The organism is Paenibacillus sp. FSL K6-2524, assembly GCF_038005525.1.
GTDB lineage: Bacteria > Bacillota > Bacilli > Paenibacillales > Paenibacillaceae > Fontibacillus > Fontibacillus anaericanus.
Genome location: NZ_JBBOSP010000001.1, coordinates 707,498 through 726,250 on the forward strand (window position 1 = coordinate 707,498; position 18,753 = coordinate 726,250).

Annotated in this window: 13 protein-coding genes; 10 read left to right on the plus strand and 3 right to left on the minus strand. The window is 43.4% G+C overall.

The genetic code is table 11. From position 1 onward, the window contains the following. The first annotated feature begins 2 nt into the window (after window positions 1–2). The 10 genes from NST85_RS03060 (at window position 3) to NST85_RS03105 (ending at window position 13,931) form a co-directional block, all read left to right on the plus strand. Window positions 3–1,412, plus strand: coding sequence for a sensor histidine kinase (locus NST85_RS03060; RefSeq protein WP_341188506.1), 1,410 nt, complete (start codon window positions 3–5; stop codon window positions 1,410–1,412). 66 nt (window positions 1,413–1,478) lie between these two features. Beyond that, window positions 1,479–2,012 (plus strand): hypothetical protein, encoded by a 534-nt coding sequence (locus tag NST85_RS03065; RefSeq protein WP_127190018.1) that lies wholly within the window; start codon window positions 1,479–1,481, stop codon window positions 2,010–2,012. A 45-nt stretch (window positions 2,013–2,057) separates the two neighbouring features. Then, window positions 2,058–3,197: a putative lipid II flippase FtsW gene (gene ftsW, locus NST85_RS03070; protein WP_127190019.1), complete on the plus strand. Its 1,140-nt coding sequence runs from the start codon at window positions 2,058–2,060 to the stop codon at window positions 3,195–3,197. Next, on the plus strand, window positions 3,198–4,322 hold the full coding sequence (locus tag NST85_RS03075; RefSeq protein WP_127190020.1) for an FtsW/RodA/SpoVE family cell cycle protein: 1,125 nt from the start codon (window positions 3,198–3,200) through the stop codon (window positions 4,320–4,322). It abuts the gene before it with no gap. 50 nt (window positions 4,323–4,372) lie between these two features. Continuing rightward, complete coding sequence (locus NST85_RS03080; protein WP_246053929.1) at window positions 4,373–4,975, plus strand: undecaprenyl-diphosphatase; 603 nt, start codon at window positions 4,373–4,375, stop codon at window positions 4,973–4,975. 48 nt (window positions 4,976–5,023) lie between these two features. After that, entirely contained in the window at window positions 5,024–6,058 is a 1,035-nt protein-coding gene (locus tag NST85_RS03085; protein ID WP_127190021.1) for an LCP family protein, read from the plus strand. Between the two features lie 256 nt (window positions 6,059–6,314). Then, on the plus strand, window positions 6,315–7,016 hold the full coding sequence (locus NST85_RS03090; protein WP_127190022.1) for an ABC transporter ATP-binding protein: 702 nt from the start codon (window positions 6,315–6,317) through the stop codon (window positions 7,014–7,016). A 6-nt stretch (window positions 7,017–7,022) separates the two neighbouring features. Next, entirely contained in the window at window positions 7,023–10,346 is a 3,324-nt protein-coding gene (locus NST85_RS03095) for an FtsX-like permease family protein (RefSeq protein ID WP_127190023.1), read from the plus strand. A gap of 20 nt (window positions 10,347–10,366) precedes the next feature. Then, window positions 10,367–12,145 carry an ABC transporter ATP-binding protein gene (locus tag NST85_RS03100; RefSeq protein ID WP_341188507.1) on the plus strand — a complete coding sequence of 593 codons (1,779 nt, stop codon included), beginning with the start codon at window positions 10,367–10,369 and terminating at the stop codon, window positions 12,143–12,145. Next, on the plus strand, window positions 12,111–13,931 hold the full coding sequence (locus tag NST85_RS03105; protein ID WP_127190025.1) for an ABC transporter ATP-binding protein: 1,821 nt from the start codon (window positions 12,111–12,113) through the stop codon (window positions 13,929–13,931). The genes NST85_RS03100 and NST85_RS03105 overlap by 35 nt, the downstream gene beginning before the upstream one ends. 42 nt (window positions 13,932–13,973) lie before the next feature. Here NST85_RS03105 and NST85_RS03110 read toward each other — a convergent pair whose 3' ends face one another. The 3 genes from NST85_RS03110 to NST85_RS03120 form a co-directional block, all read right to left on the minus strand. Further along, on the minus strand, window positions 13,974–14,477 hold the full coding sequence (locus tag NST85_RS03110) for a hypothetical protein (RefSeq protein WP_341188508.1): 504 nt from the start codon (window positions 14,475–14,477) through the stop codon (window positions 13,974–13,976). Window positions 14,478–14,652: 175 nt separating this feature from the next. Then, window positions 14,653–15,684, minus strand: coding sequence for a ribonucleotide-diphosphate reductase subunit beta (locus NST85_RS03115; RefSeq protein ID WP_127190027.1), 1,032 nt, complete (start codon window positions 15,682–15,684; stop codon window positions 14,653–14,655). Window positions 15,685–16,319: 635 nt separating this feature from the next. After that, window positions 16,320–18,653: a ribonucleoside-diphosphate reductase subunit alpha gene (locus tag NST85_RS03120; protein WP_307397958.1), complete on the minus strand. Its 2,334-nt coding sequence runs from the start codon at window positions 18,651–18,653 to the stop codon at window positions 16,320–16,322. Window positions 18,654–18,753: the final 100 nt, after the last annotated feature.

Sequence of the window (18,753 nt, forward strand, 5' to 3'; positions counted from 1 at the left end):
AAATGGGAATTCAGAAAAGATTAGTAGGAAGTTATGTGACGGTCATCACCATCACAGTACTTATTCTTGAGATTTTTCTCATTATTTCGGTGAGATATTATTATTTACATAATGTAGAGCGAGCCCTTTGGAACCAGGCGGAATTATCAGCTTCCTTTTTTCAACAATATTTTACGGGTGAAGATTTGGAGAAACAATCAGATCGATTGTTGAAAGGATTTGCCCACAATTCCGAGGCACAAGTGCAGATCATTCTTCCATCGGGGCGACTTCTGCAAGACTCTAGCGGACTTCCGGGCAACAACACTATGGCCGAGTATACGGATGTCCAAGAGGCTATCATTGGGCAACCCAGTACCTGGAAAGGTAAGGTTGCCTCAACTCGAGAAGACATATTAGCGGTATCTTTTCCCTTACAAACCAATGGCATTACCGTAGGGGTAGTCAGGTTTGTTACTTCCTTAACGGAAACGTTAAATACCATTAATAGAATTGCCGCCATTCTAATCGGTGTTGGTTTACTTGTTATTGCGATAGTTACTGTCCTCGGATTATTGCTATCATGGACAATTACGAGATCTATTAGGGACCTTAAACGGGCAGCAGATCGAATGACGGAGGGAGACTTCAGCATTAAGGTTCGTAAGCGCTACCAGGATGAGCTAGGTTCTCTCGCCGATACGTTAAATATGATGGCAAATAGAATTTTGAAGAGTGAACAACTTAAAAATGATTTTATTTCCTCTGTATCGCATGAACTGCGTACCCCATTAACGTCGATTAAAGGCTGGATTATTACGATGAAATCGAATGGAGCGGACAACAAGCCTCTACTTCTTGAGGGACTTGAGATTATTGATTCGGAAAGTGACAGGTTAGCACATATGGTAGATGAACTATTAGATTTCTCTAAAATGGATAACGGAAGAATTGTCATGCACTTCGGACCTGTTCATCTACCAGAATTACTTGATCATATTGGTAGACAACTTGCCCCAAGGGCTACTCGGCAAGGAATTTCATTCGAAATTGAAATGGATAAGAATATTCCAGTTATTCAAGCTGACGAGAATCGTATGAAGCAAGTATTTATTAATATTATTGATAATTCACTTAAATTTACTGCCCCTTTTGGTCGAATTGTTGTTCAAGCCCATACTCCTCCGGGACAGATTGTTATTACTATTGAGGATACAGGTTCAGGAATTGCAGAGGGGGATTTAGAGTATGTGCTGCAAAAGTTCTACAAAGCAAATCAAAATGCTTCTGGCAGTGGTTTGGGTCTTTCTATATCCGCTCAAATCATCAAGCTACATTATGGAGAATTACGTATAACTAGTGAGATGGGAAGGGGAACGAAGGTATCTATCTATCTTCCGACAGAAGAAAAACGAAATTTAACTATTTCATAACCACTTTGTACGCTTCCAAAGATAGAATAGTACTTAATCGTGATAAGCGAGGAGTAGGATATCAGAATGTTCAACAAGCTCTTTAGAGTAGGGATCATGCTGATTACGTTAGTGTTGATTGGAGGATGTGGGATTCCCGTGACTCCCATCGATATGATTAAGCCTCCAATAGCTGAGGGGAGTATTCAGCGAGATAAAATAAGCATTGAACTTATTAATTTGCTTCCTGTCGAAGTTCAATTGATTGCTCCCCTGCAAGGAAGGGAGAGCAATGACATCTCATTTGGAGATATGGATGGAGACGGTATCAATGAGGCTGTCGTGGTGTATGAAGAAAACAAAGCTACAGGTAAGATGCTAAAAGCGGCATTGTTCAAGCAACATAATGAGAAGTGGCGAATTATTTCTCAAGTTGAGGGTTTTGGTTACGGCTTAGAGTATGCTGGATTTCCAGATCTCGATCATGATGGTCGATCCGAGCTTGTGCTAGGCTGGTCATTGGGGGAGGCTGGAGGTGGCCTGGATGTATATGGGTTTAGCGGTGATGAATTGAAGCTGTTGTCTAGGGAAGATTACCACGGCCAGCTCGATCTTGAGTAATCATCCGTAAGGATTATGGTTATAGAGATGGAGGTGTCCCATGATTTGAGCGGTAATATAAGAGGCCGCCCTGATTTTCTCCTGCTTTTTTTGACTATTTTACTTGTAGGTAGTGGATTGATTATGATTTTTAGCGCCAGCTCTCACTTGGCGTTGATACAACACGATAATCCGTGGCATTACGTCATGAAACAAGGCGTGTTTGCACTCATCGGATTATTTGTGATGTTCACTTTTATGGGTATTCCATTTACATGGTGGAAGAGGGCTGCGCCAATTCTCCTGCTCTTCTCATTATTGGCGCTCACCCTGGTATTAATTGGGGGAACGAGCATAAATGGAGCTAGACGTTGGTTTTTTCTAGGTGCTTTTAATTTTCAGCCGGCTGAGTTTACTAAGTTATCCATCATCGTATATCTGTCCGCAGTAATTAGTAAAAAGGGTGAACGTATCCGGGAATTTCGGAAAGGGCTACTTCCGATTTTGGCGATTGTAGTTATCATTCTGCTGCTTGTCATGAAACAGCCAGACTTCGGCACGATGTTAATCTTGCTCTTTATTGCTGCAACGATCTTACTGATCGGTGGTACTGACCTCCGTCATCTTGTCATTTTTAGTATGGGACTCATCCCTATCATTGTTTATTTTGCGGTCAGTAAGAGTTATCGTCTCCAGCGACTCACCTCGTTTCTAAATCCGCTGGATAGTCCCCAAGGCTCAGGGTATCAACTTATTCAGTCACTGTATGCATTAGGACATGGAGGTCTTACGGGGGTAGGAATTGGACAAAGTGTGCAAAAATTATTTTATCTACCGGAGGCACATACCGATTTTATCTTTGCTGTGATTGGTGAGGAATTAGGATTTGTAGGTACATCTCTGCTCATCTTCGTGTTCTTCCTGTTTATCTGGCGTGGGTTTATGGCTGCGATAAGCAGTTATGATCCATTCGGTATCATGTTAGGAATAGGCGTCATTATGATGATATTCATTCAATTCTTGTTGAATGCTGGAGCTGTAACCGGCATCTTACCGATTACGGGAGTACCGCTTCCTTTTATTAGTTATGGAGGTTCTTCGCTAGTGTTGTGTTTAGCGAGTACCGGTATTCTGCTCAGTATTTCAAGGGATAACAATCGAAGACGTCAAGAAGCCACCAGAATTCAACAAAATAGAGGTTCTTAAATGATTATCATCCGTAAAATCGCAAAGTTGGATAAACTCGTGTTATTCATTGTGTTGTGTCTAATTACAATAGGTACCATTGCTATTTATGGAGCCACAACGGAGACAAAATTAGAAGGTCTCCACAGGACAAATTTATACCTATTCGGTGCATTTTGCATTCCAATGCTTTTTCTCGCACTGTTCGATTATCAAATTCTGTTAGGTAAGCTTGCCTACCTTTTCTATGGAATTGGCATTGGAATGCTGGTGCTTGTCAAGTTTACCGGAGAGCATATTAACGGTGCAGTTCGTTGGCTAAGTATTGGACATTTCCAGCTACAGCCGTCTGAAATAGCTAAAATCTGTACAGTGCTGCTGGTTGCTCATGTACTTAGTAAGCGAGAGGGAGAGAAGCTCCGTCTTTTACAAGATTTAATACCGATTTGCATTATTTTTATGATCCCTATTCTCTTAATCATGCAACAGCCAGATTTAGGTACTGCTCTTGTCTTTGTGGGCGTACTGCTGAGTATGCTGTGGATGGGGAATATCCGTTCACTATACATGATACTGTTCATCAGTATTATGGCTGTTATGATTGGCACCATATTGTGGTTGTACTATGCCAACTTTGAACTATTATCCAAGGTTACAGAACCTCATCAATTATCCAGAATTCAGACTTTCCTTGATCCAACTAGTGACCCCGATAAATCATGGCATGTGAAAAACGCGATCATTGCGATTGGTTCTGGAGGAATGACCGGAAGTGACGGATTTTTTTTGCGTAAAGGATATATTCCCTATGCCTATTCCGACTCGATTTATGTGGTCATAGGCGAGAAATATGGTTTTATGGGTTCAGCAGTGCTGTTATTACTATTTTTTCTGCTTGTGTATCGTATGGTTCAAATCGTTATGGATAGTAGAGAACTTGCCGGATCGTACCTTGTTATTGGGCTTATGGGGATGTTCATCTTTCAAATTTTCGTTAATATTGGCATGCATATAGGTCTGGTACCACTGACGGGTATTTCGTTACCGTTTATAAGTTATGGGGGGAGCTCCCTACTTAGCAATATGATTGCAATTGGATTGGTGTTGAGTGTTAACGTCCATAAAGACGAGATTCATTATATATAAAAAAGGGAAAATCGGACTTTTCCGTAAACATAGAAAGAAGGTTTTTACATTTGGATATATCTCATGTGGATTATCTCGTATTTCAGTTCATCAATCATGGGGCCGTAACATTCTCAGCATTAAATCCATTTATGAAATTGTTGTCAGAGAGAGCTGAATATCTGTTTTACCTCGGTATTATAGTATATTGGTTTACTCGCATTCATAGGCACAGGGAAATGGCGATCATAGCACTCTTGTCAGCTTGCGTTGGATTTAGTGCAGGTAGTATGATTTCTCACTTTTTCTATAGGGACCGACCGTTTGTTCAACATGCGGTTAATCAACTCATTGAACATGCGGCTAATGCTTCCTTTCCAAGCGATCATTCAATAGGGGCGTTTGTCATCGCAACATCAATATGGTTATTTCGTAAGAAAGACGGAGCCGTATGGCTTGTATTAGCCGGGTTGATTTCATTTTCAAGAGTTTGGAATGGAGTTCATTATCCTTCCGATATCATGGCGGGGGCACTATTAGGAGTAGTCAGTGCATTCTTAATGTATCAAATGTTTAAACGATGGTCTGTACTTCATCAATGTGTCAACACCGGGATTCAGCTATATGAAAAAATAGAGGACAAGATTTGGGAAAGACATAAAAAAGATCAGTAGTCCAATCTCTAATAGCTTAGATATAAATGTAATGGAGTGGAGGAAATTATGCCAGTCAAACCCAAGAGAATAGCTATTCGTAAAGTTTTTCTGATCATGTCTCTTGTCATAGTTGCTCTCATCATCGGAGTTGGAATCTATGGCGGGTACATATATTACAAGGCGGATTCTGCCATTCAGCGTATAGCTGCTCCACCTAGTCTTCAACATAAGGATCCCTTAGTCGAGAATTCGCCCGATGATGAGGAGAAGAAGCTGACCCCACCGCTGATTATGCTTCTGGCAGGAATTGATAGTCGGGATGGAGGTGCAGGCTTGTTGAATACAGATGTCCTTATGCTGATAAGCTTTAATCCGCAAACACATTCCGCCAGTCTATTATCGCTGCCGCGTGATTTGCTACTCAAACCTAAATCATTACCTTCGCGTAAAGCAAATTTTTATTATGCTTATTACTCAATAAAGGATAAGTCAACGGCCATTCACAACACAAAGCATTTGTTTGGCGATTTGTTGGGGCTTCCAATTGATTATATGGTTGTGGTGAACTTTGACGCCTTACGCCAAACGGTAGATACGCTTGGTGGTCTTGAAATCGATGTTGATATGGATATGAAATATAACGATTCTGCAGATGGGACTCATATCGATTTGAAAAAGGGATTGCATAGACTTGACGGAAAACAAGTACTGGACTTCGTGCGGTATCGTAAATCGAATCAAGGGACTGGGGAATCCTCTGATTTCGCGCGCAACGATCGTCAGCAGCAAGTGATCAAGCAAATCATAGAGAAGTTGGGGGCATTCCAACAAATATCCCAATGGGGAAAAGTAATAGATATCATTGGCGAAAATGTGAAGTCAGATATTCCTCAATCCGAACTTAATCAATGGATTTTCAACTTCTCCAAAATCAAACCGGATCATATTCGTTCATTACATTTAGAATCCCAATGGAAAAGCCCTTATGTTTACGTAGAAAAAGAGGGTTTGATAGACGCATTAGTCGCTCTACGAGATGAAGCAGGTATCAGTTCAGAGAGCCCGATCAATCTTGAAGGCGTTGGAACGATGGATAAATAAATGTAAGCAACGTTAAGGATGTTACCCTCATTGTTAAAGGACTATTTGCTGAGTGGACATCATAATGAAGAAAAGCTTGATATTTAAGCTTTTCTTTTTTTTTGTGAAAAGAACTTAAAAGAATAAAAATTCTTAGGCCAGTTCAACCGATTAAACCTAGCTTTTTTTTGTACAGCATTTTTATGTGATACACTAGCTAATAAGTGTAAGTACGGAATAGAGATCAGTTTGGGTAACTATCGATAGGGGGATCGGAATGGCATTTGTGACGATTAAGGATGAGTACAAAAGATATAAAATGGGTGATACAACGATTGTTGCTAACGACGGGATTAATTTTGAGATTGAGCGCGGTGAATTTGCAATTATTGTTGGCCCCAGTGGTGCGGGGAAGTCAACGGTACTGAATATATTGGGTGGGATGGATACTTCGGATGAAGGTCAGGTTCTGGTCGATGGGATAGATATTGCACGCTTTAGTAACAAGGAATTAATCGGGTACCGCCGGAATGATGTTGGTTTTGTGTTTCAATTTTACAATTTGGTACCGAACCTAACAACGAAAGAAAATGTGGAACTTGCCTCACAAATTTCTCCTCATGCCTTGGATGCGGAACAGGTGCTTAGGGACGTGGGACTAGGAGATCGCCTTAATAACTTCCCGGCACAACTATCAGGGGGGGAACAGCAGCGGGTAGCCATTGCCAGAGCGCTTGCCAAACAACCTAAGCTTCTACTCTGTGATGAGCCAACGGGTGCCTTGGACTATAACACGGGTAAACAAGTTCTGAAGTTACTACAAGACACTTGCCGTAATACAGGGACTACCGTGATTGTAATTACCCACAATTCGGCGTTAACACCGATGGCAGACCGGGTAATCGAGATTAACAACGCCAAGGTTCGTAAAATGGTGATTAATCCGAGTCCAGTATCCGTTGATGATATCGAGTGGTAAGGGGTTATGACATTGAAGAAAAAGGCACTTTGGACTGATATATTTCGGGAGATTTGGCGTACCAAAGCAAGATTTTTATCTATTTTCGCTATTATAGCGCTTGGCATTGGTTTCTTTGCGGGTATCAAAGCGACGGGTCCGGATATGCTGGACACAGCAGACCATTATTTTAAACAGCATGATTTGTTGGACTTGAAGGTTGTTTCGTCTTATGGATTAACGGAAGACAATATTGCAATATTAGAGCAGGCAACCGAGGTAAGAGTTGTTCAGCCAGGGTATAGTGCAGATGTATTCTTAGGCGACACCGGACTGATTGCCAAAGTCTCCTCCTACAATAATGAAGATACGTTGAACCGGGTTAAGGTGACTTCAGGCAGACTACCCGAGCACTCCGGTGAAATCGCAATTGATGATAATTTCGTCATGAACAAACATTTCAAGTTGGGGGATACCGTTACTTTTACAAATCCGGACCCGGATATCGACTTGGGAGATACTTTCAATACGGTCAGCTATAAAGTGGTAGGTATAGTCAAGAGTCCACAATATATTGAATCCCTTACTCGTGGAATCAGCCGTATTGGTAAAGGAACAACGGATGCATTCGTCCTTATTCCGGAAGAGGACTTCAACTTATCTGTATATACAGAAGCTTATGTAAGCTTTAAAGATACGGTAGACCAGACCGCCTATACTTCTACTTATGATGATCTTGTAGAGAAACATAAGATAGCATTGGAGCAAGCTTTAAGCGGGCAGCCTGATGTACGTTTAGCGGAGGTGCGTTCTGAGGGACAAGAGAAGCTGGATGAAGCGCAGGCTAAGATTAAAGATGGCAGAGAGAAGTTAGCTGAAGCCGAGAAAGAGTTGGCAGATGCAAAAACCAAGCTGGATGAAGGTCAAAAAAGCTACGACGATGGTGCATTAAAGCTAGAAACTGAAATTGCTAAAGGACAGGCGAAGCTAGATGCGGCCGCCAAAGAAATAGCAATAGGTAAGGCTGAACTTGAGAAAAATCGAAAATCGCTGAAAGAGGGACAGACCCAGCTGAAGGCGGGTCAAGTTGCCTTGGATGCACAAAAGAAAAGTGCCGAGCCTCGGATTGAACAAGGGAAAAAGTTGGCCCAGTCATTAACTGGGGTCATGAGTTTACCACCGGATAGTATCCCAGCAGAGCAGAAGCAACCTCTAATCACAGGTGCAGAAGCGGCGGATGCTCAGTTAGGCAAGGCTGTGGCGGGATTCTTCAATGGTAACGTTGATGTAGAGACGTTGCGAGGGGCTATCACCTCTTTTGAACAAGGCCTAACTCAAGGTGAGCAGCAGCTTAAGTCTGCTCAAGATGAAATCGACTCGAAGCAGAAGGTAATAGATGAAGGTCTGAAACAACTTGCCGCAGCAGAGCGGAAGTTGGCTCAAGGAGAAGCGGATTACGCCGCGGGTATCTCCAAGCTTGGGAAGAGCAAACAAGAAGGAGAAGAAAGTCTTGCCAAAGCCAAGGTAGAGCTAGATCAAGGGCTGGCCGATTATAATGCAGGCTTGGCAACTTATAAAGAAGAGAAAGAAAAAGCTGATCAGGACATAAAGGATGGAGAGCATGATATCTCGGAAGGTCAGCAAAAGTTAGATGAACTGGAGTTGCCGAAATACTATGTGCTTGACCGCAGTAGTAATCCCGGATATACCGAGTTTAGTGATAATGCGGACAGATTAGCTTCGATCGCGACAGCCTTTCCCGTTTTCTTCTTCCTCATCGCCGCCTTGGTCAGTTTGACAACGATGACGCGAATGGTAGAAGAGCATCGGTTGCAGATTGGTACATTAAAAGCGCTTGGTTATGGCAATGGCGATATTATGAAGAAGTTCCTGGTTTATGGAACTCTAGCGAGCCTTGCCGCAGCTGTTGTGGGGCTGGCTGTCGGGTTTACTATTTTTCCGAATATCATATTTAATGCATATGGGGCTTTATATAACCTACCTAAAGTCCGAATTAGCTATTATGCAAGTTATAGTATCTTGTCCGTCCTTGTTGCACTGCTCTGTACAACGATGACGGCTGTGATTGTTACTAGAGTTGAGCTTCGCAGTAATGCTTCCGCACTTATGCGGCCCAAAGCTCCAAAGAGCGGGCAACGGATATTACTCGAACGCTTTACCTTGATATGGAGAAACTTAGGTTTCATTGGCAAGGTGACAGCGCGTAATCTGTTCCGTTATAAGCAACGCATGTTTATGACTGTGTTTGGAGTTGCAGGTTGTACGGCATTGATCCTGACCGGGTTTGGATTGAAGGATTCTATTGCTGATATTGCTGGGCTACAGTATGGCCAAATCATGAAATACAACGCTTTGGTGGCATTTAATGACGATAGTAATAACAGTACGCAGAAGAAGTTGAAATATGACGAGCTGATTGCTGGAGTTCCAGACATTACAGGAACGCTAAATGTGGCGCAGGATAAAATGACGACAGTAGCCAAAGGGGTCAACAACCAGGAGGTGACGCTGTTCGTTCCTGAATCGACAGATCAGTTTGATGATTTTGTAATGCTGCAGGAGCGAGTGTCTGGCGAGAGGAAACAACTGACTCAACAAGGTGTAATCGTTACAGAGAAGCTTGCTAAGCTGTACGATCTGGAGGCAGGAAGTAAGTTAACGCTACAAAATAAAGACAATGAGCTTTTTGAGGTCAACGTAGAGGGAATAACCGAGAACTATTCTATGCACTATATTTATATGTTACCAACATATTATGAAGAAACATTTGGTAAGATACCTACGTACAACACTCAACTGCTTACTTATAGTGAAGTAAATCAGCCTTGGGAGGATGCCTTAGCTGAGAAGTTAACTAACAATGAGCGGGTAGCGCTTGTGAGTTTCTCTAGCCGTGCGGGAGGCGCCTTTGGTGATACGATGGAAAGTATGGATGTTGTTGTACTTGTTCTGATTATTTCAGCCGCAGCCTTAGCGTTTGTAGTGTTATATAATCTGACCAATATTAATGTGTCTGAGCGGATTCGGGAGCTATCGACAATTAAAGTGTTAGGCTTCTATGACAAGGAAGTAACGATGTATATATATCGTGAGAATATTATCCTAAGCTTCCTTGGGATCATTGCAGGGTGTTTCCTGGGTATACTGTTGCACGGTTTTGTACTCGAGACTGCAGCGGTTGATATGATGATGTTCAGTCCAACTATTCAATGGCAGAGCTATGGTTATGCTGCCTTACTAACTTTGCTATTCTCCGGAATTGTTATGCTATCTATGCACTTCAAGCTGAAGCATATCGATATGATTGAAGCTTTGAAATCCGTTGAATAGGCTTAACCGGAGGAATACTAATGGCAATGATCTTATCTTTTCTGAAAAAATACCGGATTGCCGCGCTTTCTGCATTATGTATGATGCTAATCGAGCTATCCGTAGAATTGATTCAACCGCTGCTTATTTCCAAAATCATCGATAATGGGATTCGTGAGGAAAACTTATCTGTAGTTTGGTTATGGGGCGGAGTACTAGTGGGGAGCGCGATCCTTGCCTTTGGGGCGGGGATTGCTAGCTCCTTCTTTGCGTCACATGCAAGTCAGGGATTCGGCTATGATCTGCGAGATAAACTATATGATAAGGTGCAATCTTTCTCTTATAGCGTATTTAACAAGTTTGAGACATCGTCCCTCATTACCCGTCTGACTGGAGATATTACACAGCTTCAGGATATGGTGTTCATGAGTCTACGTTTTGCCACGCGTGTACCGCTTGTGGTATTTGGTAGTATGATTATGGCCTTGTTTGTTAATGTGAAACTCGGTCTGCTGTTAACTGTAACGGTTCCTATACTATTTATATTCGTCATTTGGATGATGAAGTTAGCTTCTCGTTTATTCAAGAAGGTGCAGCAGCGAATGGATGCAGTTAATGGGGTCATTCAGGAGAATCTGACTGGGATGCGGTTGATCCGTGTCTTCGTGCGAATGGGCCATGAGATCAAGCGATTTGAGAAGCACAGTAAGGAATTAATGAAAGCTACAGTGTCTGCCATTCGATTAACTGAGACAATGATGCCATTTGTTCTGCTCATGATGAATGGCGGAGTTATAGCGATATTATGGTTCGGACGTAAGGATATTGCGGCTGGACAAGCGACACTTGGAGAGGTGGTCGCAGTATTGAATTATACACTTCGCACACTGGGAGCTTTATCCGCACTCTCGTGGATTATGACCTCCTACTCCCGGGCTTCCGCTTCAAAGGATCGGGTTCAAGAAGTATTTATGATGGAAGATGCGGTTCAGGTAGATGAGCATTCTGATAAACAGCTAGCTCAGGGAAATCGTCATGATTCCGTGGATGGAAAACTTGAGTTCGAGAAGGTTGGTTTCCGGTACCCTGAAAGTGATATTAGTGTACTAGAGGATATCTCTTTTACAGCATTACCGGGCCAACGGATTGCTATTATGGGTGCTACTGGGTCGGGAAAATCATCACTCATTAGGCTTATTCCCCGTCTATATGAGCCGACTAGCGGTATCATTCGAATCGATGGAACCGATATACGTCAGATTCCTAGCACGCAGCTTCGTGGTGCAATCGGTTATGTTCCACAAGAAGTGATGCTGTTTACAGGCACAATCAGGGAGAACATCGCCTGGGGACGAGAGGGTGCTAGCCTAGAACAGATTCAAGAGGCCGCGAAACGGGCTCAAATTCACGAGACGATCGAATCATTGACCCATGGCTATGACACTTTGCTAGGTCAGCGTGGGGTCAATCTGTCCGGCGGGCAAAAGCAACGCCTGTCCATTGCCAGGGCACTTGTCCGGCAGCCTTCTATTCTTATATTGGATGACTGCACCAGTGCCCTAGACGTGCGCACTGAAGCTGCGTTGCTGAACGCGCTGACGGAATTGTCTTGTACGACATTTCTGATTACTCAAAAAATCAGCTCTACTACAGCAGCCGATCTCATTCTGCTACTTGATGAAGGTTGTCTACTTGCTAGTGGCAGACACGAAGAGTTATTAATCAACTCCACATTATATCGGAAAATCTATGAATCTCAGAATAGAAAGGGGGAGGAAACGGGATATGTTCAAGACCTTCACCGAACCTTTCAGACATGAATTTCCTAAGCTAGATCGCCAGCAAACCAGCTCGAATGGGCGGAAACCAAAGGCAAGGGCCAAGGACTGGTCTGGAACACTCGGACGAATCTGGAGATATCTGGCCCTCCGTAAAGCGAAGCTAACGCTAGTGCTACTCATGGTTCTCTGCAGCTCTGCACTAGCGCTACTGGGACCTTATCTAGTTGGAGTAGCAGTTGATGACTTCTTAGAAGGCGGCGAGGGAACGGCTTGGATTTTATTTCTAGCAGGCTTAGGGCTATCGTATGTAGGCTTCTCTCTGACTTCATGGCTGCAAAATATATGGATGATCGAGATTTCTCAAGAGACGGTATACCGGATGAGACTAGACTTGTTCCGTCATCTCCATCAGCTACCGATTCCTTTCTACGGTAAGAGACAACAGGGCGAGATTATGAGCCGATTAACCAATGATATTGAGAATGTTAGCTCTACCCTGAATAGCTCAGCGATTCAGATCTTCTCCAGTGTCCTTACATTGGTCGGGACGTTGATTGTTATGTTGTATCTAAGTCCATTGTTAACGCTATTAACATTTCTCATTGTGCCGCTTATGGCGCTCGGAATGCGCTGGATATCACGGCGAACGGGCCCACTATTCAAGCAACGTCAGAAGAACCTAGGCGATTTGAATGGATATATTGAAGAGACGTTGTCCGGGCAAGTGATAATCCAGGCTTTTTCCCAGGAACAGCGAGTCATTAGTGAATTTAAGGAACGAAATGTAGCGATTCGCCAATCTGGATTTTGGGCTCAGACATTCTCGGGCTTCATTCCGAAGCTGATGAATGCTCTTAACAATTTAAGCTTTGCAGTTGTGGCTGGGGTTGGAGGAATTCTGGCGATCCGAGGTGCGATTACGGTTGGAGTTATTATCGTATTTGTGGAATATGCACGGCAGTTTACCAGACCGCTTAACGATTTGGCTAATCAATGGAATACATTACTGTCAGCTATAGCGGGCGCCGAGCGGGTATTTGAAATCATGGATGAGGAAGTCGAGGAGAAGCACGATACAGATGCGGTTAAGCTGGATCATGTGGAAGGGGCTGTTGTCTTCTCGGGAGTTTCTTTCTCTTATGATGAAGATGAAGCAGAAGAGACGCTAGAAGATATCAGTTTTGAAGCCAAGACTGGCGAGATGATCGCACTAGTAGGGCCAACAGGCGCAGGTAAAACAACTCTGATTCAGTTGTTATCCCAATTCTACAATCCGGGGCAAGGAACCATTACTGTAGATGGGCGAGATATCACAACAATCCGCAGGGAAAGCTTGCGTTCGCATATGGCGTTTGTATTGCAGGATTCCTTTCTATTCAAGGGGACCATTAGGGAAAATATTCGTTTCGGCAGATTGGATGCTACCGATGAAGAGGTTGAGGAAGCGTCTAGGCTTGCTAATGCTCATTCCTTTATTAAGCGTCTGCCAGGTGGTTACGATAAGGTGCTAGAAACAGGTGGAACGGGGATCAGCCAAGGGCAGAAGCAATTACTCGCCATTGCGCGAGCCATTCTAGCGAATCCCTCCATACTCGTATTGGATGAGGCGACGAGCAGTATCGACACCGTGACCGAAATCAAGATTCAAGAGGGCCTGGAACGGCTGATGAAGGGAAGAACAAGCTTTGTTATTGCGCATCGACTGAATACCATTCGGCAGGCTGATCGTATCTTGGTTCTGAAGGACGGACGTCTGATAGAACAAGGTTCACATGATGAACTATTGGAGCAGCAAGGGTTCTATAGTGGGCTGTATCAGGGATGAACAACATAGTTACTATCTAGGATATAGTGACTATGTTGTTTTTCATTGTAGATGTATGGGCTTTCTCTCTCCCGTTAAGGTGAAGGGCTTCACTACATCGCTTAATTTGATTTCTCCAACAATATCCTTAGATTCACCATCTACTTTGTAATGAATCTCCACATAAATCGAATCTTCCTTGCTAACCTTCATATTTTCAAATAAATTGTTGGTGTTGTAATATATTTTACCATTCGCAGTATCAGGTAAATGAAATGGATCATCTGCCTGACTTAGTGATACAATCATATTTTCACCGATAGATAGGCCATAACTAACACCATCAAACACCTTATTTTCTCCAATGACTTCTAGATATTGCTTCGCAACATATATAGAATTAGGCAAAACTACAAACTCAATATCCTTAATGTAGAAATCGTCAGTTTCGATATCTAAGGCGTAGACCGTTGGGACTTGGCGAATTTGAGATTGATTATAAAATAGGACACCAATAAGAGCGATGAAGATAAGACTAAAGGATATAGTTACTATGTATTTTTTCAATTCATTCAACTCCCATCTTTTGTAATTCGTTTATTAAATTATAATCTCAGGGACTATAAATTGATATTATTATATTGATGGATTACCGAATGAATAGTGACTATACAAGTACAAAAACCTTGATGGCTAGAAAAGCCGATTCAAGGTTTTTGTGTATATGAACTAAATTATTCTATTACAAATCGTCAAATCCATTGTCATCGCCGACCTTACCGTAGTTACGGGACTTGGCTTCGAAGAAGTCAGTCTTCGTCGCATTAAGTGCGTCATCTGAGAAGGGTTTGATCCAAGGCATACAATTGACGTCAACGCCTTCATAAGCCTTTTCCATACCCATTAGTGTAAGACGCTTATTAGCGGTGTACTTGATGTAATCGGATAGTTCGTTCAAGTCAATGCCACGAACATCCTTGAGTGTATAATGAGCCCAATTTATCTCAAGTTCCACAGCACGGTCAATCGTGCGGTACGTATATTGGATGTTCTCCTCAGTATTAAGCTCAGGATAGTCAGCCAAAAGTTGTTTGAATACTTCAGCAAAGAAGTAGCAGTGCTGATTCTCATCACGCTGAATGTAGGAGATCATTTGGCTCGTACCCATCATTTTCTGATCGCGTGCCAGGTTGTAGAAGAAAGCAAAAGTACTGTAGAAGAAAATCCCCTCTAGAATCAAATCTGCAACGAGTGACTCGAAAAATGTCTGAGGAGTCGCATTGTCACGGAAATTTTGATAAATATCCGAGATGAATTTGTTGCGTTCAAGTAAGACCGGATCTTGCTTCCAATATTCAAAGACTTCCTTCTGTTCCTGATCGGATACGATGGAGGACAATACATAGGAGTAGGATTGGTTATGAACAACTTCCTGCTGCCCGATAATCGCTGAGATGGCCTCTAGTGAGGAATCCGTAAAATACCGCTTCACGTCGCCGACGAACATCGTCTGCATGGAATCAAGTACCGCGAGTAGCGAAATGTTAATTTTGAATGTGCGTTGCTCTTCGGGATCAAGTTGTCTGAATTGTTGTGCATCTTTTGACATCGGGATTTCGTCCGCGATCCAGTGGTTTAGTAGCAATACTTTGTATAGTTTATACATATGCGGCATACGAATGTCGTTCCAGTTGAGGATACCTGAGCATTCTCCGCCGATAATACGTGTAGATTTATTTGGTGCTTCTGTATTGAAAATAGTTTGCAGTTGCATTGATCTTCATCTCCTTGAAGTAATTTTCGATAGGCTGCGATAGCGAAATGTTCTTACGATCGCTGTTGCCCTCGGATTTCCTGATTTAATAACCGCCTATAGCGGTAGAAATCCGAGGGCAAAGGCGAACGCTTCGCTTCTTCAGAATCATTTCGCTCTCTCCGCTGTCCTCAAAGTAGCAGTGTCCGATATTATTCCAAGTAGGAATCTAACATATCAATCCCCTCTGGAAATCCTGTGCCCCGAACGGACCTAAGCTTATCCCGTAGGGAGAGCGCCTCAAAGCATGTAGTAACGCCAAGTAGCTCTCAAGTAAATCTCTAGCTTGCAGGAGTGCCCAAAGTAGAGCGTGCCCGAAGGGCGACAAGCGGCTCATTGCACATAGGCTACCCGGGTGGATACGAAAGCAGAAGTGTCTGCAGCGTGGTTACCTTGGTAACTCGGGTGCATCCAAAGTAAGACGTACCCGAAGGGGGAAAAGCGTGCCACGCACCAAACCTAAGCGCATCCCCGAAGGGGACAGCGAGCAGGAGCGCCTCTGAATCTCCCACGTTATCTAAGCGGGAATCCAAAGGGCGGCAGGCCCTTGGGGCCCTCCCTTATGGTAAGGGAGGGTTTGGGTGGGATGAGACCTATCAGGATGCGCAGCTCTCACATTCCTCAATCGTTAATGCACGGCTACGAACGTAATAAGTTGATTTCAAACCGGCTTTCCAGGCGTGAATATGAAGTTCTAGGAATTCAGTAGCCTTGATGTCAGGGCGTACATATAGGTTGAAGCTTTGAGCCTGATCAACGTGACGTTGGCGGGCACCAGCCATTTCAATGGACCAGTTCTGGTCGATCATGAAGGCTGTTTTGTAGTACCAGATTGTTTTCTCAGACAAGTCTGGAGCTGGGTTGGCAATTTTATAGGTCGTCTTCTCTTCATAGGAGAGAAGTTCATATAGTGGATCAATGCTGGCTGTCGAACCGGCAATGATCGAAGTCGATCCGTTAGGAGCGATAGCAAACATCCATGCATTACGTACACCATTCTCAGCTACTTCCGCTTGCAACTCTTGCCACTGTGCTGTGGTTACGAATTTTCCTTCGCGTGTGCCGTCCGTATAATTGCGGTAGGTGAAGTAATTTCCATTCTCCCAATCAGAACCACCGAATTTAGGATAACGGCCTTTTTCTTTGGCTAGTTCCATACTTGATTTGACGAGAAGATAGTTGATCTTCTCATATAATGCATCGTTATATGCAACAGCTTCGTTAGATTCCCACTTGATGCCTTCGAGGGCGAGTAGATGGTGCAGTCCAAATGTTCCGAGTCCGATGGCCCGGTATTGGCTGTTGGTGTATTGTGCTTGCAGCACTTCAATATTATTAATGTCGATTACGTTATCTAGCATACGTGTCTGGATCGGCACGAGTCGATCTAGAACTCCTGCTGGTACTGCGCGTGCTAAGTGGATGGAGTTTAGGTTACAGACAACGAAATCGCCTGGAATTTTGGAGATAACAATCCGGGTCTGTCCATCTTTGGTCACAAGCTCTTCATGTTCGATAACCGTAGGTGATTGGTTCTGCATGATTTCAGTGCACAGGTTTGACGAATAGATCATCCCGTGTGCACGGTTAGTATTCGCACGGTTAACCGTGTCTCTATAGAACATATATGGTGTACCTGTTTCAAGCTGCGATTTCATAATTCGTTTCATGATATCAATAGCTGGCATTGTGATACGTGATAGAGTTGGGTGATTAACAGCTTCCTCATATTTTTCACGGAACTGCCCTTGACCAAGTTTGTCATCGTAAAAGTCTTCCAAACCAAGTGGGCGACCATTCGCGTCTTTCCAATCCATTGTTTTCTTCACTTCATGTGGGCAGAAGAGATTCCATTCACCACGTGCTTCTACTGCTTCCATGAAGAGATCGGGTATACAGATGCCGTGGAATACGTCATGTGCGCGCATCCGCTCATCCCCATTGTTAAGCTTCAAATCAAGGAAAGCGAGAATATCTTTATGGAAAACATCCAAGTAGACAGCAATTGCACCTTTACGTGTACCAAGCTGATCCACACTAACAGCTGTATTGTTAAGCTGGCGAATCCAAGGGATGACGCCGGAGCTAGTGTTCTTGTGACCGCGGATATCCGAGCCACGTGCCCGTACCTTACCTAGGTAGACACCAATGCCACCACCCATTTTGCTAAGTCTAGCTACGTCGGTATTGGAATCAAAGATTCCCTCAAGCGAGTCGTCTACGGTGTCGATGAAACAACTGGAGAGCTGCCCAGCGACTTTTTTACCAGCGTTAGACATCGTTGGAGTTGCGGCAGTCATGTAGATGTTACTCATTGCCCAGTAGGCTTCTTTAACCAAGTCAAGGCGCTTATCCGCTGGTTCTTTGTGCATTAGATACATTGCAATGACCATGTAACGTTCCTGTGGCAATTCCATTGTCCGACCGTCGAAATCAGTCGCTAGATAACGCTCGGTAAGAGTCAATAGCCCTATGTAATCAAATAATAGATCACGAGTTGGATCAATAGTTTCCCCGAGTTCTTCAATTTGCTCTTTAGTATAGTACTCTAGCAATTCTTCACGGTAGATTCCGGCTTTACACAGATCAACGATTAGGTGGTGAAATGATCCGTAAGGCTCCTCTGGATATGCTTTGTAACGGCGATGAACGGCTGCCTTTTTATAGAGAGAGGTAAGTAGGGAACGAGCCGCTGCGAATTTCCACTCGGGTTCTTCTTTGGTGACAAGTTCCAGAGATGACATGGTAAAAGCATTACTAACTTCTTCACCTGTTACTTCGTCACGTCTAAGTTTGGCATTAACACCACGTAGTAGGCGTTCCTTATCGAGTTTATTTAAGCCCTCTAGAATGCGGTCAGCATAAGTGCTTAGGCGCTCCTGATCGAAGGCTAGTTGGCGGTTGTTTGGTTTAGTTACGAATATTGGCATGAGATATCCTCACTTTCATGGATGGGGTAATAGGATAGAAAGAAGTAGTTCAGTTTTCAAATCTTTAAATTTGAATTAAAGCCTGTAAAAAAAGGCGCTA